The following is a 25,837-nucleotide window of genomic DNA, read 5'->3' as shown; positions in this document are numbered from 1 at the left end:
GCCGAGCTCAAACAGCGCTGGCGCACGCTGCAGCATGTGACGGTCAGCCCCAGCCGGATCGGAGCCATCGCCCAGGCCGCCCTCGTCCTCAACAATGCATGGCACGAAAGGCGTTGAGAAAACCTCAGTGGGCGTATGGCCAGGGAACGGGACCACGATACGACGAGAGCAGGCCGATACTGCCGAATATCTCCCACAGCCGACTGCTGGCGATCCGAACCACCCAGTGTTCGGATTCCCGTAACGGGATCTCAATCACGCATACCCCCCGTGGCCTGCCACTCCCCAACGACAGGAACCGCTCGGGGACCAGATTCCCTGTTCCCGAGCTGGATTCGCAACCCGCTGATCGAATACTGAGACGACACACACCGACACGGAGCGTGCACCAGTTCCGCTTCGGCTGGAATCCGGCTGGGATCCGTTTCGCCCTGTCAGGTGGCGGCCGCCGCCACCGCCCCGGCCGCCGCAGGACCACCTCGTCCGCGGCCGGCGCTCTTGGACCCCAACGCCCGGAGGAGCGCGACGCGCGACGCCCCGGAGGACGCCCTCCCAGCCGGCGGGTTCCGCGGCACCGATCCGACTGAGACGCGTGGGCCACGGCCACCGGGCCAGCGGGACCCGCGTACCGCCGTCGATGTCAGTGGCGGGTGGGACGGTATGGGCATCGAGCCGGGAAGAGCCGGAAAGAGGGGGAGCCGCCATGTCCGGAAGCCAGAACTACATCAACCACGTCGCCCTCGTGCTGGACGCCAGTTCGTCCATGTCGCACCTGAGCGGCAAGGTCGTCGAAGTCGCCGACCAGCAGATCGCCTACCTCGCCCGCCGGTCGCGGGAACTGGACCAGGAGACACGCGTCACGGTGTACGTCTTCGCGGACCGGGTGGAGTGCGTCATCTACGACAAGGACGTGCTGCGGATGCCGTCGCTGAAGCGGCTGTACCGGGTCGGGGGGATGACGGCCCTGCTGGCGGCCGCGCTGAAGTCGCAGCGGGAGCTGGCGCAGACGGCCCAACTGTACGGCGACCACAGCTTCCTGACGTTCGTGCTCACCGACGGGCAGGAGAACGCCAGTCACCGCTGCCCGGACGCCCCTGCCAGGAATCCGCGTGAACTGGTCCAGGCCGTGGCCGAGATGATCAGGACGCAGGAGGACAACTGGACTCTGGCCGTCCTCGTGCCGGACCAGATGGGCAGGCGCGAGGCCATGCAGTGCGGCTTCCCGAAGGACAACATCGCCATCTGGGACGCCACGAGCACACAGGGGCTGGAGGAGGCCGGGCAGGTCATCCGGCAGGCCACCGAGAAGTTCATGGTGGGCCGCACCCAGGGCATCCGGGGATCGCGCACGGTGTTCTCCACGGGTGCGGACGCGGTCAACAAGGACACCATCAAGGCGGCCGGCCTCACCCCGGTGGATCCGTCGAAGTACCAGCTGATACCGGTGGCCCGTGACGCGGCGATCCGGGACTGGGTCGTCGAGTGCGGGCACACCTACCGCACCGGCGGCGCGTTCTACCAGCTGAGCAAGTCGGAGAAGATCCAGGCGCGGAAGCAGATCGCGGTGCTGGAGAAGAAGACGGACCGGGTGTACACCGGGCCCGAGGCCCGGGCGCTGCTCGGCCTGCCGGGCGTGGAGGTGCGCGTCAAGCCGGACCACAACGAGGACTTCACGATCTTCGTGCAGAGCACCAGCGTGAACCGGAAGCTCGTGCCGAACACACGGCTGCTGCTCATGCTCTGAGGCCCCGGGAACTTCGCCGTGTCCCGGAGACTCGGCCGGGCCTGCCCCTGCGGCAGAGCCGGTGGGGCAGGCCCGGCGTGGGGGCACGTGGTACTCGGACGACCGCCGCCCCGCCGGTCCACGGCCGGCACCGGCCGGTGGAACCGCGGATCCCCGAGCCCGGCCCTCGTCCGTCCCCTGAGCCGGCCGGTCGTGGCCCGGGTACGTCCCTGTGACCGGGCCCGGACGCCTGCCGCACCGGGGCGGGGAGCTGGTCCGGCGCCCTTGCCTGCCGGTTCCTCGGCCCGCCCGCGGGTCCCTCGCGGGCACATCGCCCCACCCTGGCGGTCCGCGTGTGCGGGTGGGGGGTTCACGACCGCGCGGTGGCACCGCCGTCTCGCTGGCCGCTTCCGGCGCGGAGCCGGGACAATGAGGAGGAGAAGGAGCCGCAAACACATGTCACGTGCGGAGGCCCGGCCTCCGGACGGGACCGGGAAGGGGTTCGGCCTTCCCCCCTTCCGCGCCTGTGCCGACCGGGAAAGCGAGGTGGCGGAACTGTGCGTGCCTACGACCTGGCGGATCCCTATCCGTGGGTGACGACCGATGACGATGCGATGACGGCGGCCCGGCTGTTCGCCGAGCGGCGCTTGCCGGCGCTGCTGGTGGTGGATCCCGATGAGCGGCCGTACGCGGTGGTGCCCGGGTCGCAGTTGCTGAGGGCCGCCGTGCCGGACTTCGCCCTGAGCGAGCCGGTCCTGGCGGACGTTCTGCGGGACGGCCACGTCGAGCGCCTTGCGGAGAAGCTCCACGGGCTCACGGTGGCCCAGTGGATTCCCCGGCACGGGACCGTTCCCGCCGTGGTGGGGCGGGACACCAGTGCCGTCCGGATCGCCGCGCTGATGGCCACGACGCACACGCCGCTGGTGGCGGTGGTGGAGAACGACGGCGAGCGGACGCGGACGGTGGGCGCGGTCACCGCGGCGCGGCTGATGGAGTACTTCCTCGCCCAGGGGTGAACCGGACGCGGGAGCCCGCCGGGGCGCGGTGGTCCGTCCACGGCCGGAAGTGGTCCGCCGCCGCGGGGTCCGGAGGGTGCGCCGCCCGGGAGACCCGACCGGATCGCCCCGCCGCATACTCACCAAGCGCGGGGGCGGGCACGCACCGGCGCATCAGCGGGGTGTCGCCTCGGCAGAAAACCTCTACCTTTTGTGCGATTTTGGGCACATAATGAGATTAATACCGCCATACGTGGGAGATGCCATGATCATTCTCGGCGTCATTCTGCTCGCCATCGGCTTCCTCGCCGATATATCGATCCTGTGGACCATCGGGCTCATCCTGGTGGTGATCGGCGCGGTCCTGTGGATCCTGGGCACCACCGGGCACGCCGTGGCAGGACGCCGGCACTACTGGTGATCGGCGCCGCACAGGCGGCGAGCAGGCGGGAGGCCTGGTTGTGAGTCACGGTCGAGAGGCCGGTCCCGGCCGCCGACCGGTCTGCTCCGGTACACGGCGTCAAGGAGCCGACGGCCCGAGCGGACACCGACGGTGCCCTGTCACGGACACGTACCGTCAGCCTGTGTGAACTGTGCCCGCAGCCCGCCACCGCATCCCCGTTCCGCTCACCCGCCTTGCCCTCGGTCCCCGCCACGGCCGCCTCACCGGGCCCAGGGGCGGGGCAGAGCGGCTGCGGTGGCACGGGCGGACGCGTGCCGACCGCTCGTCCGCGCGCCCGCTCGTCCGCCCGCCCTCCCGTCCGGCAGTGCCCGATCGGGCAGGGCGAACGGCGAGATCGTCTGCGGCTGCCCGGCCTCCTCCTCCCCGGCATACGGTGCCGTGCGTGACGAGCGATCCGGCTGCCGTGGCGAAAGTCGACCTCGAGGCCGTGCGCGACAACGTCGCGGTGCTGCGCCGCGCCGCGGGCGGGGCCGAGGTCATGGCGGTGGTGAAGGCCGACGGCTACGGCCACGGGGCCGTCGAGGTGGCGCGCGCCGCGCTGGCGGCCGGGGCGCGCTGGCTGGGGACGGCCTCCATCGACGAGGCACTGCGACTGCGCCGCGCCGGTATCCGGGCACCGGTGCTGTGCTGGCTCAACACCCCCGGAGCACGCTGGAGCGCCGCGATCGCGGCGCGGATCGACGTGTCGGCCGGTGACGTCTGGGCAGTGGAGGAGATCGCCTCCGCCTCCGGGCGCGCCGGACTCCCGGCCCGGGTCCACCTCAAGGCGGACACCGGTCTGGGCCGCGGCGGCGCTCCCCCCTCCCAGTGGCCCCGGCTGGTCGACGCGGCGCTCAAGGCGCAGGCGGACGGGCTGCTGGAGGTGGTCGGCCTGTGGTCGCACCTGGGCTCGGCGGACACCCCCCGGCACGCGCGCACGCTCCGCCAGGTCGACGCCTTCCGGGAGGCCGTCGATCTCGCCGAACGCGCCGGAGTCCGCCCGCAGGTGCGGCACCTGGCGAACTCGGCGGCGGTACTCGCCCTCCCCGAGGCCCGCTTCGATCTGGTGCGCCCGGGCATCGCGGTGTACGGGCTGTGGCCCGACGTCCCCCTGACGCGCACCGGGCTGCGCCCGGCGATGACGCTGGCGGCCCGGCTGGCGCAGGTGAAACCGGTGCCGGCGCGCCAGGGCGTCTCCTACGGCCATACCTACACCACCACCCGCGACACCCGGCTCGGCCTGGTACCGCTGGGATACGCGGACGGTGTCCCGCGGCACGCGGGCAACGTCGCCACGGTGCTGGCCGCCGGGCGACGCCGGCCGATCGCCGGGCGGGTCTGCATGGACCAGTTCATGCTGGACCTGGGCGACGACGAGGCGGCCGCCGGGGACGAGGTGGTGCTGTTCGGCCCCGGCGACAGAGGTGAGCCGACCGCGATGGACTGGGCCCGCGCGCTGGGCACCATCACCAACGAGCTGGTCACCGGTGTCGGCGCCCGCGTCGCACGCGTCTACCTCTGAACAGCCCGCCGACCGCCGGCCGACTGCCGGGCTCCGGGCCGCTCCGGACGGACCAGCAGAGCCGCCAGCACGGCGGCCGCCAGGTAGCAGGCACCCGCCAGCAGCAGACCGTGTTCGATGCCCACCGCCAGCGCCTCGCGGCCCGGCCCCTCAGGGGCCGACGCGCCGTGCGCCGCGCCGGTCGCGCCGGTGAAGGCCGTTCCGGTGAGGACGATGCCCAGCGAGGCCACCCCCAGCAGAGCGCCCACCTGCTGCGCGGCTCCTCCCATCGATGCCGCCTGGCCCGCCGCGTCGGCGGGGGCGCTGCCGACCAGGGCGGCGTTGTTCGGCGACATCACCATGCCCACGCCCAGCCCCATGAGGGCGAGCAGCGGCCACCACAGCGCGTACCGCTCTCCGACGGCGAAGACGGACAGCAGCAGCAGACTCGTCCCGGCCAGCGCGGTGCCCAGCACCACCGGGGGCCGGGGGCCGAGACGGCCGGAGACCCTGCCCGCGACGGCGGCGGCGAGGACGATCGCCGCCATGGCGGGCAGCAGCCGCAGCCCCGCGGCCGACGGTTCCGCGCCGCCCAGCGACTGCAGCAGCAGGCTCAGCAGCAGGAAACCGGCGTTGAGCCCGAAGGCGACGAGGAACGTCACCGACGTACTGCCGCAGAACGTGCGGGAGCGGAAGAGGTCGAGCCTCAGCATGGGGTGGCGGGAGCGGCGTTCGACCAGGAGCAGGGCGGCGAACGCGACGGCGCCCAGGGCCAGGGCGGTGAGGACGGCCGGATCGCGCCATCCCGCCCGCGGGCCCTCGACCAGTCCGTAGGTCAGGGGCGCCAGCCAGGTGACGACGAGCAGTTGCCCGGCCGGATCCAGGGGCCGCCTCGTCCTGGCCGCGGTGCACGCGGGCAGCCGCCGCCCCGCGGCCAGGGCGAGGAGCCCGATGGGGACGTTGAGCAGGAAGACGCTCTGCCAGCCGAGGAGTTCGGCGAAGGCGCCGCCCGCGACGGGCCCGAGGAGCAGGGCGAGCCCGGAGACCGCCGACCAGGTGCCGAAGGCGCGGGCGCGCTCGCGCTCCCCGGGGAAGACCTGGGCGAGGATGGCCAGGGTCTGCGGGGTGACGGCCGCGGCTCCGACGCCCTGCACGGCACGGCCCGCGGTGAGCTCGGCGACGGACCCGGACAGGGCGCACAGCACGGACCCCGCGGTGAACACGGCCATGCCCGCCAGGAAGACCTGGCGCCGGCCGAACCGGTCGCCGAGCGTTCCGCCGGTCAGCAGCAGGGCCGCGTACAGCAGGATGTAGCCGTCGACGATCCACTGGAGGTCGGTGACCTCCGCGCCCAGGTCGCGCTGGACGGTGGGCAGCGCGAGGCTGATCACGGTGCTGTCCAGCAGCGCCAGGAACAGGGCCGAGCAGACCACGGCCAGGGTCAGGTTCTTCTCCCGGCGGCCGGCCGGGGGCGGGGCCGTCACTTCTTCGTCATCACGAAACACGCGGTGTGCTCCGGGGAGTCGAGCCGCTCGATGGTGAACTCCCGCCCGAACAGCGTCTCCTCCTCACCGGGCTCCAGCATGCTGTGCATCTTGGAGACACCGGCGAAGCGGAAGCGCGGCACGTCCTCCCTGCGGGCGTGGAAGCACCACAGCACGAAGACGGTGCCGGGGCGGGCGTAGCGGTGTACGACCCGGGCCATGCCCTCGCGGGGCGCGCCGGTCATGTCGTCCAGGGCGCCGAAGTCGAGGATGACGTCGAAGGAGCCGCTGACACCGGGGACGGGGTAGGAGCTGATGTCCCCGTGGAGGAAGCGGCAGTTGCCGCTGACGCCCTTGCTCCGGGCGAGCGCGCGGGCACGTTCCAGGGCGACGCCGGAGTAGTCGACGCCGACGACCTCGAAGCCCCGCTGGGCCAGGTAGACCGACTCGCTGCCGGTGCCGCAGCCGAGGTCGAGGACGCGGCGCCCGTCCTCGGGCCTGATGCGGCCGGCGTCGACGAGGTCGGTGAGGTGCGGCCGTACACCGGTGTCCCAGGGCGCGATGCCGAGCCGGTACAGGGTGTTGTAGAGCCAGGGGCGCATCAGGCCCTCCTTCCGCGGCGCCGGCCGGCGTCCGCCTCGCCCGCCGGGCCGAGCGCGTCGATGACGGCTTCGATCAGCGAGGTGCGTTCGGTGTGCAGGAAGAAGTGGTTGCCGGGCAGCAGCCGGAGCCGGAACGGGCCGGTGCTGCGGTGCTGCCAGGCACGCAGGGTGTGCGGGGGCGCCTCGGGGTCGTCCAGACCGCCGAAGACGGTGAGGGGGCAGCTCAGCCGGAGCCAGGGGGAACCGAGCCGGTAGGTGTTGGAGGCGGTGAAGTCGGCCCGCAGGACCGGGGTCAGCAGTTCCATCAGGTCGTCGTTGTCGAGCACCTCCTGCGGGGTGCCGGACAGTTCCCGCAGTCTCTTGCGGAACTCGTCGTCCGGCAGCAGGTGGTCGCGGTCTGGCTCGGTGGGCAGGTCGGGCGCCTCGTAGCCGGAGACCAGCAGGTGCCGGGCCGGCCGGTGGTGGGCGTGTTCGAGCCGGCGGGCGAGTTCGAAGGCGAGGAGCCCGCCGAGGCTGTGCCCGAAGAGGGCGTACGGCCCGTCGATCGCCGGGAGGACGCAGTGCACGAGGTCGTCGACGAGGCCGTCGACGGACGGGCACGGCGTCTCGGACATCCGGCTGCCCCGGCCGGGCAGTTCCAGCGGCCGCAGCTCGATGTGGCCGGGCAGCTCGGCCGGCCAGTCGTGGTAGACGCGGACCGCCGAGCCGCCCGCGTAGGGGAGGCAGAACAGCCGTACCGGTTTCACGCGGCGCCCCCCGCCCGGCCCGCGCCGCCCGGCGCGTCCGCGCCGGGGCCGGCCTGGGTCTCGCCGCCGTGCTCCGCGGCGCCGCGCAGCAGGAAGGCCGAGATGGTGCGGAACTGCATGTTGGAGGTGCCTTCGTAGATCTTGCCGACCTTGGCGTCCCGGTAGAGCTTCTCGACGGCGCCGTGCTCGGCGAAGCCGTTGCCGCCGAGCACCTCGACGGCGAGCGACGCGGTGCGCTCGGCGACCTCGGAGGCCAGGTACTTGGCGACGGAGGCGGCGCGCATCAGCTCCGAGGCCTCGGCGCCGTGCTGTGCCAGCCGGGTGGCGTTGTAGAGCTGGACGCGGGCCGCCTCCAGTTCGGCGGACGCCCGGGCCAGCGGGAAGCGCACGCCCTGGTAGGCCGCGATGGGCCGGCCGAACTGCTCGCGCCGCTGGGCGTAGGAGACGGCGGCGCGCAGCGCCCCGTCCGCCAGGCCGACGAGCTGGGCGGCGATGCCGAGCTTGCCGGCGTCCAGGGTCCGTACGGCGACGACGTCGCCCTGGCCCACCCTGCCGAGCACCCGGTGGCCGGGCACCCGCACGCCGTCGAGGACGACCTCGCAGGTGGAGGTGGCGCGGATGCCCATCTTGGGGGTGCGCTCGCCGATGGTCAGTCCCTCGCTGCCGCCGTCGACGAGGAACGCGGTGACGCCCTGTTCGGGCACCCGGGCCAGCAGGAGGAGGATTCCGGCCTCGGCGGCGTTGGTGATCCACCGCTTGCGGCCGTCGAGTACGAAGCCGTCGCCGTCCGGGCGGGCGACGGTGCTCAGGGCCAGCGCGTCGCTGCCGGAGTGCTCCTCGGAGAGGGCGAAGGCGCCCACGGTGCCGCCGGCGAGCGCGGGCAGGTGGGTGCGCTTCTGGTCCCCCGTGCCGTGGGTGAGCAGGGCCTGGGCGACCAGCGCGTTCTGCACGTCGACCAGGACGGCCACGGCCGGGTCGGCCTTGGCCAGCTCCTCGATGGCCAGCACGACGTGGAAGAGGCTCCCGCCCTGGCCGCCGTAGGCCTCCGGGACCTGGATGCCCATCAGTCCCGCGGCGAACAGCTCCTCGTACAGTTCCGGTGCGAAGCGGCCGTCCCGGTCCATCCGGGCCGCCCGGGGCACGACGGACTTCTCGGCGAAGCGGGCGACCTGTTCGCGCCACGCCTCCTCCTCCAGGGTGAGCCAGGTCAGCGGCCGGGGCGTGTCGTTCATCGGCGTGCTCCCGTGGCGGGCCGGCCGCTGCCGTGCAGTTGCGGGGGCCGTTGCAGCTCGCGCCAGAGCGCGCGCTGCCTGACGGCGATGACGACGGGGGCGAGGACCTTGGTGACCAGCCACTTGACGGCGCGGTTGTCGATCTGCGGCCACTTCACCAGCCGCATGACCTGCTCGCGCACCCACCGCACGCGGGGTATGCGGCGCTGCTCGTACGCGCGCAGGCCGGCCACCGGGTCCTCGGCGCCGGCGAGGGCGTCGGCGAGTACGACGGCGTCCTCGATGGCCTGGCAGGCGCCCTGGCCGAGGTCGGTGGGCATGGCGTGGGCGGCGTCGCCGAGCAGGGTGACGCGGCCCACGCCCCAGTGCTCCCGCCAGTCGTGGTAGAAGATGTCGGTCCTGATCACGGCCTCGGCCGGGGTGGCGTCGACGAGCCTGCCGGGCAGTCCGGGCAGCGGTGCGGCGAGTTCGGTGGCGCGCCGCTTGAGCGTGCCGGGTTCGTCGCGGCCGCCGGGCGGGGTGGCGCAGCTCAGGGTCCAGGCGACCCGGTCGCCGCCCACGTGCCAGGCGCCGCCGCCGACCCTGGTGCCGGCGTGGTGGAACATGTGGACGAGCCCGGCGGGCAGTCCGGCGGAGGTGGGGCTGATGCCGCGATAGGTGGAGCGGCCGGTGTAGAGCGGCTCGGGCAGGGTGCCGTGGAGCTGGGCGAGGATCGCGGAGCGGATGCCGTCGGCTCCGATCAGCACCGTCCCCTCGACGCACTCGCCGTCCTCCAGCTTGAGCGTGATGCCGTCGGGGCTCTCCTCGTAGCCCACGCAGCGGCGGCCGAGGTGGAGCGGGACGCCCGCGTCCTCGCAGGCGGACATCAGCAGGTCGGCGAGGTCGCCGCGGCTGATGCTGACCGACGGGACGCTGCCCGGCCAGGTGTGGCGGGCGGTGCGCATGCGGTAGATGACGCGCTCGCGCTCGTCGACGCTGTTGCCGCCGTGGACCTCCTCTCCCCGGGAGAGCAGTTCCCCCGCGAGGCCGAGGGCGCCCAGGGCGGTGGTGGCGTTGCTCCAGATCGTCAGGCCGCTGCCGGCCATCACGATCTCCCGTTCCCCGCGCCGCTCGTACACGGCCACCGGCAGGCCGCGCCGGGAGAGGGCGAGTGCGGCGGTGAGCCCCCCGATACCGGCCCCGGCGATCAGGATCGGTTTGTCCAAGCGTGGTGTTGTGGGCACTTCTCCTCCGTCTACGGGGTGGTGTTCATCGCCCGGAGATAGCGGGCGAGCAGGGCTCGGTCGACATGGGGGAAGGCCACCGCGCCGTCCAGCAGCCGTGCGGTGGCGGCGCAGTCGTACTCCGGCTCCCGCCAGTCGGCGGCCCGGCCGTCGGCGAGCTGCCCGTACTCCTGGACCACCAGGTCGAGTCCGGCGTCGTGGGCGCCGTCGGCGAGGGCGCGCACCGCGGCGTACCACTCCTGCGGGGTGGCGAGCCGGGCCGGGTGGCCGGCGTCCGGCAGCGCTTCGGCCAGCAGCCGCAGCGGGGCCTTGGCGGGACCGGCGTAGTGGAAGGTCTGGCCGAGCGCGTCCTGCCGTACCGCGAGCGCCGCTATGGCGGTGCCCAGGTGGTCGACCGGCACCAGGTCGGTGGCCAGTTCGGTGTCGGGCACCATGCCCACCAGTGCGCAGGCGCGCATCATGTGGCAGGCGACGTCGTCGCTGCGCCACAGGCCGGTGCGGCTGTCGCCGCCGACCCGGCCGGGCCGGTGCACCGCGACGGGCAGCCCGCGGCGGGCGGCCTCGTGCGCGAGCTGCTCGGAGGTCCACTTGGTCAGGGCGTAGCCGTTGTCGTCGTACGGCGGTGCGGTGGGGACGTCCGCCTCGCGCAGCGTCTGTCCGCCGCGGCTCCGGCCGAAGACGGCCCGGCTGGAGACCAGGTGCAGGGCGGTGGGCTCCCCGCGCGCGGCCAGGCGGATGATCTCGCGGGTGCCCTCGACGTTGGCGTCGCGCAGGTCGGCGTACGGCAGGGCGTAGTTGACGACGGCCCCGATGTGCACGATGAGGTCCGTGCGGTCGGCCAGCTCGCCGAAGTCCGCCTCCGGCAGCCCCAGTCGTGGTGCGGCCAGGTCGCCCGCCACCGCGTGCAGCCGGTCCTCCCACGCCGGGTCCCACAGCCGGAGGGCGGTGAGGTGGTCGACGAGCCGCCGCCGGGCCCGGGCGCCGTCCTCGGCGCGCACCAGGCAGTGCACGGTGGTGTCCGTCTCCGCCAGCAGCCGGGCCAGGACGAAGGCGCCGAGGAAGCCGGTCCCGCCGGTGAGCAGGGTGTGGCGGGGCGGCCAGGGCCGGGCGCCGGGCGGGCCGGGCCGGATGCCGTCGTCGAGGACGGCGTCGCCGAGGGGGTCGCCGACCGGGCCGGGGCGGCCGGACGGCCGTTCCCCCGCCGCGTCGAGCACGGTGGCCAGCCCGGCGACCGTGGGGTGCTCGAAGAGGGCGCGCACTCCCGGCGCGTCGGGCCAGGCCGCCTCGATCCGGGCGTGGGCCCGGGCCGCGAGCAGGGAGTGCCCGCCCAGGGCGAAGAAGTCGTCGTGCACACCGACGCGTTCCACGCCCAGGACCTCGGCGAGGACGGCCGCGAGTCGTTCCTCGGTGGGGGTGCGCGGCGGCCGGTGGTCCTCGTCCGCCGGCACGTGCCCGCCGGGGGCGGGCAGCGCGGCGCGGTCGACCTTGCGGTTGGGGGTGAGCGGGAGCCGGTCGACCACCACGGCCCTGGAGGGCAGCATGTGGGCGGGCAGGCGCTCGGCCGCGGCGCGCAGCGCGGCCGCTCCGCCGTCGTCGAGCGCCCCGGGCGCCGCGGGCACCAGGTAGGCGACCAGCCGCCGGTCGCCGGGGACGTCCTCGCGGACGGCGGCGACGGCCCGGGCCACCTCCGGGCTGTCGCCGAGCACGGCCTCGATCTCGCCCAGTTCCACGCGGAAGCCGCGCAGCTTCACCTGGGTGTCGTCGCGGCCGACGAACTCCAGCGCGCCGTCCGCGCGGTGGCGCACGATGTCGCCGGTCCGGTACCAGCGGACGCCGTCGCGCTCCACGAAGCGCTCGGCCGTCAGTCCGGGGCTGCCCAGGTAGCCGCGGGCGAGTTGGGGCCCGCCGATCCACAGCTCCCCCGGTACGCCGGCCGGGCAGCGGCGCCCCTGTGCGTCGGCCACCCTGAGCACGGTGTTGGGCAGGGGGCGGCCCAGCGGCAGCCGGGTCTCGTCGCCGGTGACGCGGTGGGCGGTCGCCCACACGGTCGCCTCGGTGGGCCCGTACATGTGCCAGACGGTCGCGCCCTCGCGCGCCAGGCGGCGGGCCAGTGCGGCGGGGACGGGCTCCCCGCCGCAGACCGCGGTGAACCGGCCGTCCGGGGACCAGCCCGCGTCGAGCAGGAGCTGCCAGGTGGTCGGGGTGGCCTGCATGGCGGTGACCCCGTGTTCGCGCAGCCGCCGGGCCAGGGCCCGTCCGTCGGAGGCCTCCCGCGGCGGGACGATGTCGACGCACGCGCCGGTGACCAGTGGCAGGAACAGGTCGGGAACGGAGAGGTCGAAGGCCGGTGTGGTGGGGGCCGCCATCCGGTCGTTCTCGTCGATCCAGCCCAGCTCGCCCAGCGCGGCGAGCAGGTGGGCCAGGGCCCCGTGGCTGATCTCGACGCCCTTGGGGCGGCCGGTGGAGCCGGAGGTGTGGATGACGTACGCCGGGTCGTCCGGCCCGGCGGACGGCACGGGGTCGTCCTGCGGGTGGCCCTCGCCGGGGTCGCCGTCCAGGACGAGCGTCCGCGCCGCGCACCGCGGCACCCGGGCCGCCGACTCCTCGGTGGTCAGGACGAGAGCGACGCCGGAGCCCTCCAGGACGGACCGCACCCGCTCGGCCGGGTGCGAGGGCTCCACGGGCACATAGGCGCCGCCCGCCTTGAGCACGGCCATCAGCCCGACGAACGTCTCCGGCGAGCGCTCGGTGGCCAGCGCCACCAGGCTGCCGGGGCCCACGCCGAGTCCGCGCAGCCGGTGGGCGAGGCGGTTGGCGCGGGCGTTGAGTTCGGCGTAGGTGAGGCGGACGGCGCCGTGCCGGACCGCGACGCGCCCGGGCACCCGGGCGGCCTGCGCCTCGAAGAGCTGCGGTACGCAGATGCCGGGGACCGTCCGCCGCGGGCCGCTCCCCCACCGCCGGAGGTCGGTGCGCTCGGCATCGGGCAGCAGCGGCAGCCGGGACAGCGGGGTGTCGGGGTCGGTGACCGCCGCGTGCGCCAGGGTGAGCAGCCGGCGCAGCAGCAGTTCGGCGGTCCTCTCCTCGTACAGGTCGCCGTCGTACTCCAGCAGCAGCCGCCAGTCCTCGCCGTCCGCGCCGGGCCGCACGATCAGGGTGAGGTCGAACTTCGCCCCGGTGCCCGCGAGTTCCATCTGCTCGGCCTCCACGCCCGGCAGCCGCAGGGTGGGGGCGGGCAGCGGCATCATGATGAACAGCACCTGGAACAGCGGGCTGCGGGCGAGGTCGCGCTCCGGCCGCAGCTCCTCGACCAGCTTCTCGAAGGGCACGTCCGTGTGCTCGTAGGCGTCCAGGCAGGTCTCGCGGACGCGGTGCAGCAGCGTCCGGAAGGCCGGGTCGCCGGAGGCGTCGGAGCGCAGCACGAGCGTGTTGGCGAAGTAGCCGACGACACCGTCGAGTTGGAGGTGGCCGCGACCGGAGTCGGGGGTGCCGACGGCCAGGTCGTCCTGGCCGGAGAGCCGGTGCAGCATTCCGCCGAAGGCGGCCAGCAGCGCCATGAACAGCGTGCCGCCCTCGCCCGCCGCCAGCCGTTCGAGGCCGTCGACCAGGGCGCGCGGAAGCGGCACCGAGCACGTGCCGCCGCGGTAGGACTGCGCGGCGGGCCGCGGCCGGTCGGTGGGCAGGTCGAGGACGGGCAGGCCGGCCAGCCGCCGGCGCCAGTGCGCCACCTCGGCGTCCAGCCGCTCCCCCGCCATCCACTCCTGCTGCCAGGCGGCGTAGTCGCCGTACTGCACGGGCGGCGCGGGCAGTTCCGGCTCGCGCCCCTCGACCAGTGCCTCGTAGGCGCGGGTCAGTTCGGTGACCAGGATCTCGGTGGACAGGCGGTCGGAGACCGCGTGGTGGGAGACCACCGCCAGGACGTGCTCCTCGGCGGCGAGCCGCACCAGGGTGACGCGCAGCAGCGGCGCCCGGCCCAGGTCGAACGGGTGTCCGCCCTCGCGTTCCAGCAGCGCCGCCAGCCGCCTCTCGCGCTCCTCGGCGGGCAGCGCCGCGAGATCGACGTGGCGCACGGGCAGTCCGGCCCGGCGGGCGATGTGCTGGACGGGCTCGCCGTCCTCGGCGCCGAACGAGGTGCGCAGCGCCTCGTGGCGCTCGACGAGGGTGTCCACGGCGCGCTGGAGGGCACCGGTGTCCAGGGCGCCGCGCAGCCGCAGGGCGCCGCGCATCAGGTACGCGCCGCCGCTGTGCGGGGCGAGCCGGTCCAGGAACCAGACACGGCGCTGCTGGAAGGAGGCGGGCAGGATGTCGTACGGGCCGCCGCCGCGCCGGCGCACGGGGATGGCCGTGCCCTCGCCGCCGCCGTCGGCACAGTCGGTGCCCTGGGTGCCGTGGGTGCCGTGGGTGCCGTCGCCGCCGGCGCCCCGTGCGCCGTCGAGGAGTTCGGCCATCGCCGCGACGGTCGGCCGTTCGAAGACCGTGCGGACGGCGAAGGGCGCCGACGTGGCGGCGCGCAGTGCGGTGACCAGGCGGGTGGCGAGCAGGGAGTGCCCGCCCAGGGCGAAGAAGTCGTCGTGCACCCCGACCCGGTCCACGCCCAGCACCTCGGCCCACACCGCGGCGACCTCCCGCTCGGCACCCGAGCGCGGCGCCGCGTACTCGCCGTGCCCGGTGCGCCGGCCATCGGGGGCGGGCAGTCTGGAGCGGTCGACCTTGTTGCGGTTGAGGGTGAGCGGCAGCTCCTCCAGGACCACCAGGGCGCCGGGCACCATGTGGGCGGGCAGCACGGCGCGGGCGTCGCGGTCCAGCTCCGCCGTGAGGGCACTGCGGTCGCTCTCCTCGGCGAGGACGACGTAGCCCACCAGCCGGGGGTCGCCGGCGGTGTCCTCGCGCACGGTGACGACCGCGTCCCGTACGGCGGGGTGGGCGCGCAGCACCGACTCGATCTCGCCCAGCTCGACGCGGAAGCCGCGCAGCTTGACCTGGAAGTCGGTGCGGCCCAGGAACTCCAGGGTGCCGTCGGCGCGGTAGCGGACCAGGTCGCCGGTGCGGTACAGGCGGCGCGCGGGGTCGCGGGGGTCCGCGACGAAGCGTTCCGCGGTCAGTTCCGCCCGGTACAGGTAGCCGTCGGCCAGTCCGTCGCCGCCGATGTGGAGCTCGCCGGGCACGCCGACGGGTGTGCGCCGCAGGGCCTGGTCGAGGACGAGCAGTTCGGTGTTGGCGACCGGGTGTCCCAGCGGCAGGGGATCGTCGCCGGGGGCGACCCGGTGGACCGTGGACCAGACGGTGGTCTCGGTGGGCCCGTACATGTGCCAGACGGTCGCGCCGTGCCCGGCCAGCCAGTGGGCGAGGTCGGCGGGGACCTTCTCGGCGCCCGCGAGGGCGACGAGCCCGGCCGGCGGCGTCCAGCCGCTCTCCTGGAGGACCCGCCAGGTGGTGGGGGTGCCCTGGAGGTAGGTGACGCCGGCGGCGGCCAGCCGCGCGGAGAGCCGCTCGCCGTCGGTCACCTCCTCCAGCGGGACCATCTCGATCCGGGCGCCGTGCAGCAGTGGCAGGTACAGGTCGAGGACGGGCATGTCGCAGGAGACGGTGTTGGCGGCGGCCACCACGTCGCCGGGGCCCATGCCGGGTTCGTCGCACATGGACAGCAGGAAGTTGACGACCGGGCGGTGCGGCAGGGCGACGCCCTTGGGGCGGCCGGTGGATCCGGAGGTGTAGATGACGTACGCGAGGTCGCCGGGGGCCGGTTCCCCGGGGGGCGGGGTGCCGGGGTGTGCGGCGGTCCCGGGCCGCCCGGTGTCCGGGCACAGCACGCGGGCCGAGGTCTCCGGCAGCGCGCCGGCGAGGTGCTCCTGGGTGAGCACGGCGACCGAGCCGGAGTCCTCCAGGATGTAGCGCAGCCGCTCCTGCGGGAAGTTGGTCTCCATCGGCACGTAGGCCGCCCCCGCGCGCAGGATGCCGAGCAGCGCGACCATCAGCTCCGGGCACCGCTCCATGAAGACGGCGACCAGGGTGCCGGGCCCGGCGCCCTCGGCGCGCAGCAGGTGGGCCAGCCGGTTGGCGCGGTGGTCGAGTTCGGCGTACGTCAGGGTGTCCTCGCCGCGGCTGACGGCGACGCGGTCGGCGTACTTCTCGAAGTGCGGCCGGAGCAGCCCGGGGATGCCGGTCTGCGGGATGTCGAGGGAGGGTCCGTTGCCCCATTCCTCCAGCAGGGCGCGCTCCGCGGCGGGCAGGGGGTCGATGGTGTTCACCGGGCGCTCGTCGGCCAGTTGCTCCAGGACGGTGGCGTACTGGGCGAGCATGCGGGCGACGGTGGCGGGGGCGAAGAGGTCGCTGCGGTACTCCGCGACGACCCGCTGCCCGCCCCGGTGCGGGTAGGTGGTGAAGGTCAGCTCGTACTTGGCCGACTCGGCGGCCGGGCGCAGCGGTTCGGCGGTCAGCCCGGGCAGTGCCAGGCCCGGGGCGCCGAGGTGGACGGCGATGAACATCGCCTGGAACAGCGGGCTGCGGGCGAGGTCGCGTTCCGGCCGCAGCTCCTCGACCAGCTTCTCGAAGGGCACGTCGGCGTGGGCGTAGGCGTCCAGGCAGGTCTCGCGGACGCGTGCCAGCAGCTCGGCCGCGGTCGGGTCGCCGGACAGGTCGGTGCGCAGGACCAGGTTGTTGGTGAGGTAGCCGACCAGGTTCTCCAGCTCCGGCCGGGTGCGGCTGTCGACGGGAGAGCCGATGGCGAAGTCCTCCTGGCCGCTCCAGCGGGACAGCAGGACCGCGTAGCCGGCCAGCATCACCATGAACAGCGTGGCGTCATGGCGGGCCGCCAGTTCCTCCAGCCGCCGGACGAGGCGCGGCGGGAGGTCGGCGGTGGCGGTGGCGCCCTCGTGGGTGGGAGCGGCGGGCCGGGGGGCGTCGGTGGGCAGGTCGAGCACCGGCAGCCCGTCGAGCCGCCGCCGCCAGTGGCCGATCTGCGCGGCGGGCTCGGGGCCCTCCAGCCATTTCTGCTGCCATGCGGCGTAGTCGCCGTACTGGACGGGGAGTTCGGGAAGCTCGGGCCGGTCGCCGCGCAGCAGGGCGGTGTAGGCGGCGGCCAGTTCCCGGGTGAGGACGTCGACGGTCAGCCGGTCGGAGACCGCGTGGTGCAGCACGATCTGCAGGACGTGGTCCTCGGGGCCGAGCCGGACGGCGGTGATCCGGGCCAGGGGCGGCGCGGCGAGGTCGAACGGCGCGCGGGCGCGCTCGCGCAGCACCGCGTCGAGGGCCGCGGTCTCCGGTACTGCGGGGTCCGGTGCTGCGGTCTCCGGTGCTGCGGGGTCCGAGGTGCCGGCCCGCGGGGCTCCGCCGAGATCGACCAGTTCGAAGACGGCGGCCGGTTCGGGGTGGACGACCTGGACCGGTTCGTCACCGATCACGGTGAAGGAGGTGCGCAGCGTCTCGTGGCGGTGCGCCAGCAGTTCGGCGGCGCGGCGCAGCGCGTCGGTGTCCAGCCGCCCGCGCAGCCGCTGGGCCCCGTGCATGACGTACGCGGCGGCGCTGCCGGGGTCGAGCTGCTGGAGGAACCATATGCGGCGCTGCTGGAATGAGGCGGGCAGCAGCAGGCGCCCGGCGTGCTCGCCCGCGCTCTCCGCGAGCCGGGGCACGGGTTCGACCGGGTGCACCGGCTCCCCCGGGCGGGGCAGGGCGGCGGCCAGGTCGCCGAGTACGGGGTGCTGGAAGAGGGCGCGCACGGGCAGGTCGATGCCCAGGCGGGTGCGCAGCCGGGAGACGGCGCGGGCGGCGAGCAGGGAGTGCCCGCCCAGGGCGAAGAAGTCGTCGTGCACGCCGATGCGTTCCACGCCCAGGACCTCGGACCACACCGCGGCGACCTCCCGCTCGGCGGCCGAGCGCGGCGCCGTGTGGGAGCTCCGGTCGGCGCCCCGGTCCCCCGGCGCGGGCAGCCGGTTCCGGTCGATCTTGCGGTTGGGGGTGAGCGGCAGGGCGTCCAGCACCGCGAAGGCGCTGGGCACCATGGGCGCGGGCAGCGCGGCGGCGGCGTGCGCGCGGGCCTGTTCCACCAGGTCCCGGGGAGCGCCGGTCTCCGGCACCAGGTAGGCGGTGAGCCGCTGGTCCCCGGGCGTGTCCTCGCGTACGACGGCGACGGCCTCGCGTACGCCCGGGTGGGCGGCGAGGACGGACTCGATCTCGCCCGGTTCGATGCGGAAGCCGCGCAGCTTGACCTGGGAGTCGGTGCGGCCCAGGAACTCCAGGGTGCCGTCGGCGCGGTAGCGCGCCAGGTCGCCGGTGCGGTACCAGCGGCCGTCGGAGGTCTCGGTGAACCGCTCGGCGGTCAGCTCCGGCCGGTGCAGGTAGCCGTGGGCCAGGCCCGCGCCGCCGATCCACAGCTCGCCGGGCACGCCCACCGGGCGGCGGCGCCCGTCGGGGCCGGCCACGCGCAGCGTGGTGCCGGCGATCGGGCGGCCGAGCGGCACCGGGTCCTCGTCGCCGCGTACCCGGTGCGCGGTCGACCAGATGGTGGTCTCGGTGGGGCCGTACATGTTCCACACCGCCGGGACGGCCGCCGCCAGCCGGGCGGCCAGGTCCGGCGGCATGGCCTCGCCGCCGCACAGGGCGGTGAACGGCCGGCCGGCCGCCTCCCAGCCGGCGTCCAGCAGCAGCCGCCAGGTGGTGGGGGTGGCCTGGAGGACGGTGGCGCCGCAGTCCTCCAGCCGGGCGGCCAGCCGTTCGCCGTCGGTGGCCTCGCCGGCCGGCACGATCTCGACGCGGGCGCCGGTCACCAGGGGCAGGTACAGCTCCAGGGCGGCGATGTCGAAGGAGAGGGTGGTGACCGCGGCCAGCACGTCGCCCTCGGCGCAGCCGGGTTCGTCGGCCATGGCGGCCAGGAGGTTGGCGAGCGCGCCGTGCGGTACGACGACGCCCTTGGGGCGGCCGGTGGATCCGGAGGTGTAGATGACGTAGGCGGGATCGCCGAGGCCGGGTCCCGCTCCGGGCGTGGCCGGGGAGCGGCCGGCGATCGTGTCGGCGTCGGCGTCGACCAGCACCACCGGGCCGCCCGGTTCGGGCAGCCGGGCGCGCAGCGCCTCGGTGGTGATCAGCGCCGCGGCCCCGGCGTCCTCCAGGACGAACCGCACCCGCTCGGCCGGGTGCTCGGGGTCGACGGGCACATAGGCCGCTCCGGTCTTGAGCACGCCCAGGAGCGTGACGAGCAGGTCGGCGTCGCGCGGCAGGGCGACGGCGACCAGCGCCCCGGCGCCGATCCCGGCGCCGACGAGGTGGTGCGCGAGCCGGTTCGCCCGCTCGTCCAGTTCGCCGTAGGTCAGGCTTCGCGGCCCGCAGGTGACGGCGGTCCGGCCGGGGTGGGCCGCGGCCCGCCGGGCGACCTGCTGCGGCAGGGGCGGCACGGGCGCCGGCCGGGCGGCGCCCGTGCCCCACTCCGACAGCCGCCGCTGTTCGGCCTCGGACTCCAGGGGCAGTTCGGAGATCCGCCGCCCGGGATCGGCGACGGCGGCGGTCAGCAGCCGCCGGAAGTGGTCCAGCAGCCGCTCCGCGGTGGGGCGTTCGAACAGGGCACTGTCGTACTCCAGCACCGCGCGCATGCCCTCCCCGTGCGGGACGAGCGCGAAGAACAGGTCGAACTTGGCCGTGCCCGGGTCGGTGCGCAGCATCTCCGTGCGCAGGTCGCCGAGACCGGTGTGCGGCATGGGCACGTTGCCGAAGACGAACATGACCTGGAACAGCGGGCTGCGGGAGAGGTCCCGCTCCGGCGCCAGCCGTTCCACCAGCCGCTCGAAGGGCACGTCGGCGTGTCCGTAGGCGTCCAGGCAGGTGCCGCGCACCCTCTCCAGCAGCCGCTCGAACGTGGGGTCGCCGGCGAGGTCGGTGCGCAGCACGAGGTTGTTGACGAAGAAGCCGATGAGGTCCTGCACCTCGGGCCGGTCACGCCCGGCGACGGGCGTGCCGACGGCGATGTCGTCCTGCCCGGTCCAGCGGTGCAGCACCGCGCCGAAGGCGGCCAGGCAGGTCATGAAGGAGGTGGCGCCCGTCCTCCGGCCCAGCTCCTCCACGGCCCGTACGACCTCGCCCGGCAGTTCGCCGGTGACGGTGGCGCCGCGGTGGGCCTGGACGGCGGGGCGGGGCCGGTCGGTGGGCAGTTCCAGCGTGGGCAGCTCCCACAGCCGGCGCGTCCAGTGGTCGAGTTCGGCCCGCTCCCGGGCGCTGCCGGTGCGCTCGTTCTGCCATGCGGCGAAGTCGCCGTACTGGATGGGCGGCTCCGGCAGGCCGGGCTCGCCGCCCTCGGTGAACGCCCGGTAGCAGGTCAGCAGTTCGCGCATGAAGACGCTGCCGGACCACTGGTCGTACACGGCGTGGTGGAAGGCCGCGACGAAGGCGTGGTCGTCCTCGGCGAGCCGGATCAGGGCGACCCGGAACAGCGGGGCGCGGCCGAGGTCGAAGGGCCGGCTCACGTACGCGCGCAGCGCCTCGTCCAGCCGGCCGGGGTCGCCGGTGAGGTCGATGCGGGTCATCGGCACCACCAGTTCGGGCTCGACGGCCTGCATCGGCTCCTCGCCGACCAGGGTCAGCGCGGTGCGCAGCGTCTCGTGCCGTTCCACGAGCACGTCCACGGAACGCCGCAGGGCCCCGGCGTCCAGCGGGCCGCGCATCCGCATGGCGATGTGCTCGATGTACGCGGCCCCGCTGCCGGGCTCCAGTTCCTGGAGCAGCCACAGGCGGCGCTGCCCGAAGGACGCGGGGAGCAGGTAGGCGGCGTCGGAGGGGCGTGCGGCGGTCGTGAGGTCCTCGGTCACGCCCCGGCACCTCCCGTGGAGCCGCGGGAGACCCGCGCACGGCGCCTGATCGTGCCGGATCCGCCCTCGCCGTCCTCCGCTGCGCCCCGGGCGTCCGGGGCGTCCGGGGCGTCCGGGGCCGGCAGGGCGGCGGCCATCGCGGCGACGGTGGGCCGGTCGAAGACCATGCGCACGGGCACCTCCACCCCCAGCGCGGCGGACAGCCCGAACGCCACCCGGGTGGCGAGCAGGGAGTGCCCGCCCAGGGCGAAGAAGTCGTCGTGCACCCCGACCCGGTCCACGCCCAGGACCTCGGCCCACACCTTCGCCGTAGCCTCCTCCGCGGGCGTGCCGGGGGCCACGTAGGCGGCCCGGAGGGAGGGCCGGGCGCCGTCGGGTGCGGGCAGGGCGGCCCGGTCGGTCTTGCCGTTGACGGTCAGCGGCAGGGCGTCGAGCCGTACGACGGCGGAGGGCACCATGTGCTCGGGCAGGTGGACGCGGGCGAGGTCGCGCAGTTCGGCCGCCAGGTCCTCGTGCTCCCCGGCGACGACGTACGCCACCAGGCGCTGGTCGCCGGGGGTGTCCTCACGGGCGAGCACGACGATGTCGCGGACGGCCGGGTGTTCGCGCAGCACGGCCTCGATCTCGCCCGGCTCCACCCGGTACCCGCGGATCTTGACCTGGAGGTCCGCGCGGCCGAGGAACTCCAGCTCGCCGTTCTCCAGGTAGCGGGCCAGATCCCCGGAGCGGTACATGCGGGCGTCCGGGCCGCCGCCGAACGGGTCGGGCAGGAAGCGCTGCTCGGTCAGCTCGGGGAGGTTCTGGTAGCCGAGGGCCACGGCGGGTCCGCCGACGTACATCTCGCCGCCGACGCCGACGGGGGCCGGCCTGCCGTGGCGGTCGAGCACGTGGATGCGGACGTCGGGCAGCGGGCGGCCGATGTTGCCGCGCACCCCGCTCGCCAGGCTCGCGGCGGTGACGCGGTGGTAGGTGCAGTGCACGGTGGCCTCGGTGATCCCGTACATGTTGACCAGTTGCGGGGATTCGTCGCCGTAGCGCTCGATCCACGGGGCGAGGGCCTGCGTGTCCAGGTACTCGCCGGCGAAGACCACGTAGCGCAGCGGCAGCCGGACGCCCTCGTCGGCGCCGAGCGCGACGGTCATGAAGGAGCGGAAGGCGGACGGCGTCTGGCTGAGGACGGTGACGCCCTGCTCGTGCAGCAGCTCGTACAGCGCCTCGGGCGAGCGCGCGGTGTCCTTGGGTACCACGACCAGCCGGGCGCCGTTGCAGAAGGCGCCCCAGGTCTCGAAGACCGACACGTCGAAGGCGTAGGAGTGGAACATGCTCCACACGTCGTCGGGGCGGAGGTCGAAGCGGGTCCCGGCGCCGGTGACCAGCCGGACGACGTTGCGGTGGGTGACCACGACGCCCTTGGGGCGGCCGGTGGAGCCGGAGGTGTAGATGACGTAGGCGGGCGAGTCGGCGGTGGCTCCGTGGGCCGGGGCGGTGGGGTCCTGTGCGGCGAGGTCCGCGGCGTCGGCGTCGAGGTCGACCACCGGGCCGTCGAAGTCCGGGAGGCGGTCGCGGCCCGGGGCGTGGGTGACCAGGGCGCAGGCCTGGGAGTCGCGCAGGGTGTAGCCGGTGCGCTCGGCGGGGTGCGTCAGGTCCAGCGGCACGTACGCGGCGCCGCTCTTGAGCACGCCGAGGACGGCGACGAGCATGTCGGTCGAGCGCTCCACGGCCAGCCCGACGCGGCGCCCCGGCCCCGCGCCCAGTTCACTGAGCCGGTGCGCCAGGCGGTTGGCCCGCCGGTCGAGTTCGGCGTAGCCGAGCTGTTCGCCGCCGCAGACCACGGCGACCGCGTCGGGGGCCTGCCGCGCGCGTTCGGCGAAGATCTCGTGCAGCGGCCCGGGGACCGGCTGCTCCTCGGTGGCGGTGAACTCCGCCAGCTTCGCCCGCTCGCTCCCGGGCAGGACGGGGATCTCGCCCAGCCGGCGTTCCGGGTCGTCGATGATGGCGGTGAGCACGGTGTAGAAGTGCTCGATGAGCCGCTCGGCGGCCTGGTCGGGGAAGCGGGTCCGGTCGTAGACCAGGCGCGGCACCGGCAGCCGGTCACCGGGCATGATGATCATGGTGATCGGGAAGTGCGGGCGTCCGTCGTACGTCGACTCGCCGATCTCCAGCCGGTGCAGGGTCATGTCCGGGACGGGGACGTTCTCGTAGGCGAGGTCCATGTCGAACAGCGGGATGCCGCCCGGCAGGCCGGCCAGCTTCCGCAGCTCGGGCAGCGGGATGTCGGCGTTCTCGCGGGCGTCCGCCATCTCCTGCTGGAGGTCGCGCAGCCAGGGGATCAGCTCGGCGTCGTGGTCGATCCGGGCGCGTACCGGCATCGTGGCGAGCATCGGGCCCATGATCTGCTCGGCGCCGGGCAGTCCGGCGGGGCGCTGTGTGCCGGTGGAGCCCGCGATGACGTCGTCGCGGTCGAGGTAGCGGCTGAGCAGCAGCATCCAGGCGCCCTGCGCGATGGTGTTGACGGTGATGCCGTGCTCCCGTGCCACCTCTTCGAGCCGGGGCACCAGGGCCACCAGGTCGCGGTCGGGCAGCATGCCGTGGCTGGGCTCGCCCGGGCCGGGCGGGCGGCGGTCGATGCTGCCCAGTTCCAGGGGGCGCTCGTAGGGCTCGAAGCCGGACAGGTGGCGGGTCCAGAACTTCTCGGCGCTCTCGGTGTCCCGGCGCTTCCACCAGGCCACGTAGTCGCGGTAGCGCCTGGCGGGCTCCAGCCGCGGCTCCTCGCCGCGGGCGAGCGCGTTGTACAGCTGGGTCAGCTCGTAGAAGCACAGCCCGAACGACCAGCCGTCCAGCAGCAGGTGGGAGAAGCTCCAGAAGAACTTCCAGGTGTCGTCGGACGTACGGAGCAGGGCGGTGCGCATCAGCGGCGCCCTGTCGAACTCGAATCCCCGCATCCGGTCCTCCAGGGCGAACCGCTCGTAGCGGGCGTCCTGCTCCTCGGGGGGCGCGTCGCGCCAGTCCAGTTCGGGCAGGTCCAGCGGCACCTTCCGGTGCACCACCTGGAGCGCCTTGCCGACGCCCTCCCAGTGGAAGCTGGTGCGCAGGACGGGGTGCCGGTCGACGATGGTCTGCCACGACCGGCGGAACGCGTCGAGGTCCAGGTCCCCGTGGAGGGTCAGCGTGATCTGCTCCAGGTAGACGCCGGCGCCCGGCGAGTACAGGTTGTGGAACAGCAGTCCTTCCTGGATGGAGGAGAGTTCGTAGACGTCCTCGATGCCGTCGAGCCTCATCGGATCACCTCGGTGGTCGTGCCGTCGTTCGGGTCGGGGCCGGCTCCGCCACCGGGCGGGGCGCCGTTCAGGGAGGCGGTCAGCGCGGCGAGCGCCGCCGGGTCGAGGTCGGCCAGTGGGAAGTCGCTCGGGCTGACCGCGCCCGCTCCGGCCGCGGTGCAGTGCTCGGCGATGGCGCGCAGGGCCTCGGTGACGTGCCCGGCCAGGAGTTCGGCGAGGGCTCGGGCGTCGTCGCCGCGGCACAGCCAGTCGATGTGCCAGCGGCCTGCCAGCCGGTAGGTGGTGACCACCAGCGGGTGGCCGGGGGCGTTGCCCGGGTCCCAGGCGGGGGGCGCCACGGGGCCGTCGGGACTGAAGGGGTGTCCCAGCCTCGGGAGTTCGGCCAGGGCGTCGAGGTCGCGCAGCAGCAGCGGCCACTCCCCCGGCGGCGGTACGGGCAGCGGGTCCTGCCGCACCGCCGCGCGCAGCCGCTCCTTCACCTCGGTGAGCAGCGCGCCGATGTCCTCGCCGCCGTGGCGTTCGAGCACCACGGGGACGGCCCTGCCGAAGGAGCCGACGCTGCCGCTGACGTCCAGGTCGCCGAGGGCCAGGGGGCGGGCGTCGTCCTCCACTCCCAGCCGTATCCGCTCCTGTCCCGTGCCGGCGAAGGCGGCCGAGGCGAGCGCGGCCAGCGCCACCTCCCGCCCGGACAGCCGGTACGCGTCGGCGGCCGCGCTCAGCAGGCGTCCGGCCTCATCCTCCTCGAGCACGGTCGACAGCCGGTGCACGGGGCCTTCGCCGGAGCCGGCCGGCAGCGGCACGGCGCCGTCCGAGGGCTCGGCTTCGGCGGTGTGCCCGGCGGCCCGCTCCACCCAGCGCGGGAAGGGGCGGGTGGGCGGCAGCAGGTCGGCCCGGTCGCCGTCGCGCAGTTGCCCGGCCGCGGCGGAGAACTCGCCGAGCAGCACCTGCAGGGAGCGCAGGTCGGCCACGAGCAGGTGGGACAGCCAGAGCAGCCGCCGCCGGTCCGGCCCGAGGTCGAAGAGCGCCACCTTGACCAGGGGACCGGTCGTCGGGTCGAACTCGTCGCGCATCTCGGCGGCCATCTGCCGGACCGTCCTCTCCCTCCGTTCCCCGGGCAGGGCGGACAGGTCGATCAGCGGTACGTGCGCCGCCTGCGCGGCCGAATGCTCCGACCAGCCGGTGTCGGTCTGGCCCCAGCCGTCCTCGCCCTGGACGAACCGCATGCGCAGCCCCGGGTGCCGGCCGAGCAGCAGGGCCAGGACGCGGCCGGCGGTGTCCGGGTCGAAGGAGGGGTCCACGGGGATCGTGAACTGCTGGACCGCGGTGGGCACCTCGGGCGCGGAGCGGGCGAAGATCTCGCGCTGGAAGGGCGAGAGCGGCAGCAGGCCGTCGGACGCGGTCTCCTCGCCCTCGCGGCGCTGGTCCACGACGGCGGCCAGCTCGGCGATGGTGCGGTGGCGGAACAGGTCGGCCGCCATGATCTCCATGCCCTCGGCGCCGGCGCGCGAGACCAGCTGGACGCCCATGATCGAGTCGCCGCCGAGCGTGAAGAAGTCGCCGTGCGGGTCGATGTCCGGGATGCCGATGACCTCGGCGGCGATGGCGGCCAGCTTGGCGGCCGTCGGGCCGAGTTCGGCGCGCCGGCCAGTGGACTGCGAGGTGGTTGTGGTGGGGTCGGGCAGGGCGGTGCGGTCGATCTTGCCGTTGGCCGACAGCGGCAGCTCCTCCAGCACGGTCAGCGTGGGCGGCACCATGTAGCCCGGCAACCGCTCCACCGCCCAGGACCGCACCACGGCCAGCAACGCCTCGTCCGCCGCCCGGTCC

12 protein-coding genes are annotated in these 25,837 nt (G+C 74.6%); 4 read left to right on the top strand and 8 right to left on the bottom strand.

Translation table 11 applies throughout. The features are described 5' to 3' along the window. Positions 1-703 precede the first annotated feature (703 nt). From ACLIYP_RS18310 to alr, 4 genes are all read left to right on the top strand, one after another. Entirely contained in the window at positions 704-1,744 is a 1,041-nt protein-coding gene (locus ACLIYP_RS18310; protein WP_412714211.1) for a vWA domain-containing protein, read from the top strand. A gap of 536 nt (positions 1,745-2,280) precedes the next feature. Next, entirely contained in the window at positions 2,281-2,739 is a 459-nt protein-coding gene (locus ACLIYP_RS18305) for a CBS domain-containing protein (protein WP_412714210.1), read from the top strand. A gap of 244 nt (positions 2,740-2,983) precedes the next feature. Continuing rightward, complete coding sequence (locus ACLIYP_RS18300) at positions 2,984-3,139, top strand: DUF6131 family protein (RefSeq protein ID WP_412714209.1); 156 nt, start codon at positions 2,984-2,986, stop codon at positions 3,137-3,139. A gap of 424 nt (positions 3,140-3,563) precedes the next feature. Beyond that, a complete protein-coding gene (alr, locus tag ACLIYP_RS18295; RefSeq protein ID WP_412714208.1) occupies positions 3,564-4,682 on the top strand; it encodes an alanine racemase in 1,119 nt (372 codons plus the stop codon). Here the strand turns inward: alr and ACLIYP_RS18290 are convergent. The 8 genes from ACLIYP_RS18290 to ACLIYP_RS18255 all read right to left on the bottom strand — a co-directional run. After that, a complete protein-coding gene (locus ACLIYP_RS18290) occupies positions 4,673-6,145 on the bottom strand; it encodes an MFS transporter (RefSeq protein ID WP_412714207.1) in 1,473 nt (490 codons plus the stop codon). The two genes, alr and ACLIYP_RS18290, sit on opposite strands and share 10 nt — an antisense overlap. After that, on the bottom strand, positions 6,142-6,747 hold the full coding sequence (locus ACLIYP_RS18285; protein ID WP_412714206.1) for a class I SAM-dependent methyltransferase: 606 nt from the start codon (positions 6,745-6,747) through the stop codon (positions 6,142-6,144). The genes ACLIYP_RS18290 and ACLIYP_RS18285 overlap by 4 nt, the downstream gene beginning before the upstream one ends. Next, a complete protein-coding gene (locus ACLIYP_RS18280; RefSeq protein WP_412714205.1) occupies positions 6,747-7,493 on the bottom strand; it encodes a thioesterase II family protein in 747 nt (248 codons plus the stop codon). The genes ACLIYP_RS18285 and ACLIYP_RS18280 overlap by 1 nt, the downstream gene beginning before the upstream one ends. Beyond that, on the bottom strand, positions 7,490-8,725 hold the full coding sequence (locus ACLIYP_RS18275) for an acyl-CoA dehydrogenase family protein (RefSeq protein WP_412714204.1): 1,236 nt from the start codon (positions 8,723-8,725) through the stop codon (positions 7,490-7,492). The genes ACLIYP_RS18280 and ACLIYP_RS18275 overlap by 4 nt, the downstream gene beginning before the upstream one ends. Further along, positions 8,722-9,930 (bottom strand): FAD-dependent oxidoreductase, encoded by a 1,209-nt coding sequence (locus ACLIYP_RS18270; RefSeq protein WP_412714203.1) that lies wholly within the window; start codon positions 9,928-9,930, stop codon positions 8,722-8,724. Before ACLIYP_RS18270 ends, ACLIYP_RS18275 begins: the two co-directional genes overlap by 4 nt. Before the next feature lie 29 nt (positions 9,931-9,959). Continuing rightward, on the bottom strand, positions 9,960-20,735 hold the full coding sequence (locus ACLIYP_RS18265) for a non-ribosomal peptide synthetase (protein ID WP_412714202.1): 10,776 nt from the start codon (positions 20,733-20,735) through the stop codon (positions 9,960-9,962). Continuing rightward, complete coding sequence (locus ACLIYP_RS18260; protein WP_412714201.1) at positions 20,732-24,013, bottom strand: non-ribosomal peptide synthetase; 3,282 nt, start codon at positions 24,011-24,013, stop codon at positions 20,732-20,734. Before ACLIYP_RS18260 ends, ACLIYP_RS18265 begins: the two co-directional genes overlap by 4 nt. Next, positions 24,010-25,837: condensation domain-containing protein (locus ACLIYP_RS18255; RefSeq protein ID WP_412714200.1), on the bottom strand; the 1,828-nt coding region annotated here is incomplete at its 5' end. The genes ACLIYP_RS18255 and ACLIYP_RS18260, both read right to left, overlap by 4 nt.

Origin of the sequence: Streptomyces nanhaiensis (assembly GCF_046614825.1) — a bacterium.
GTDB classification, from domain to species: Bacteria; Actinomycetota; Actinomycetes; order Streptomycetales; family Streptomycetaceae; genus Streptomyces; species Streptomyces radiopugnans.
Note: the sequence above shows the minus strand (reverse complement) of the source record. Positions and strands in the feature narration are given on the sequence as shown.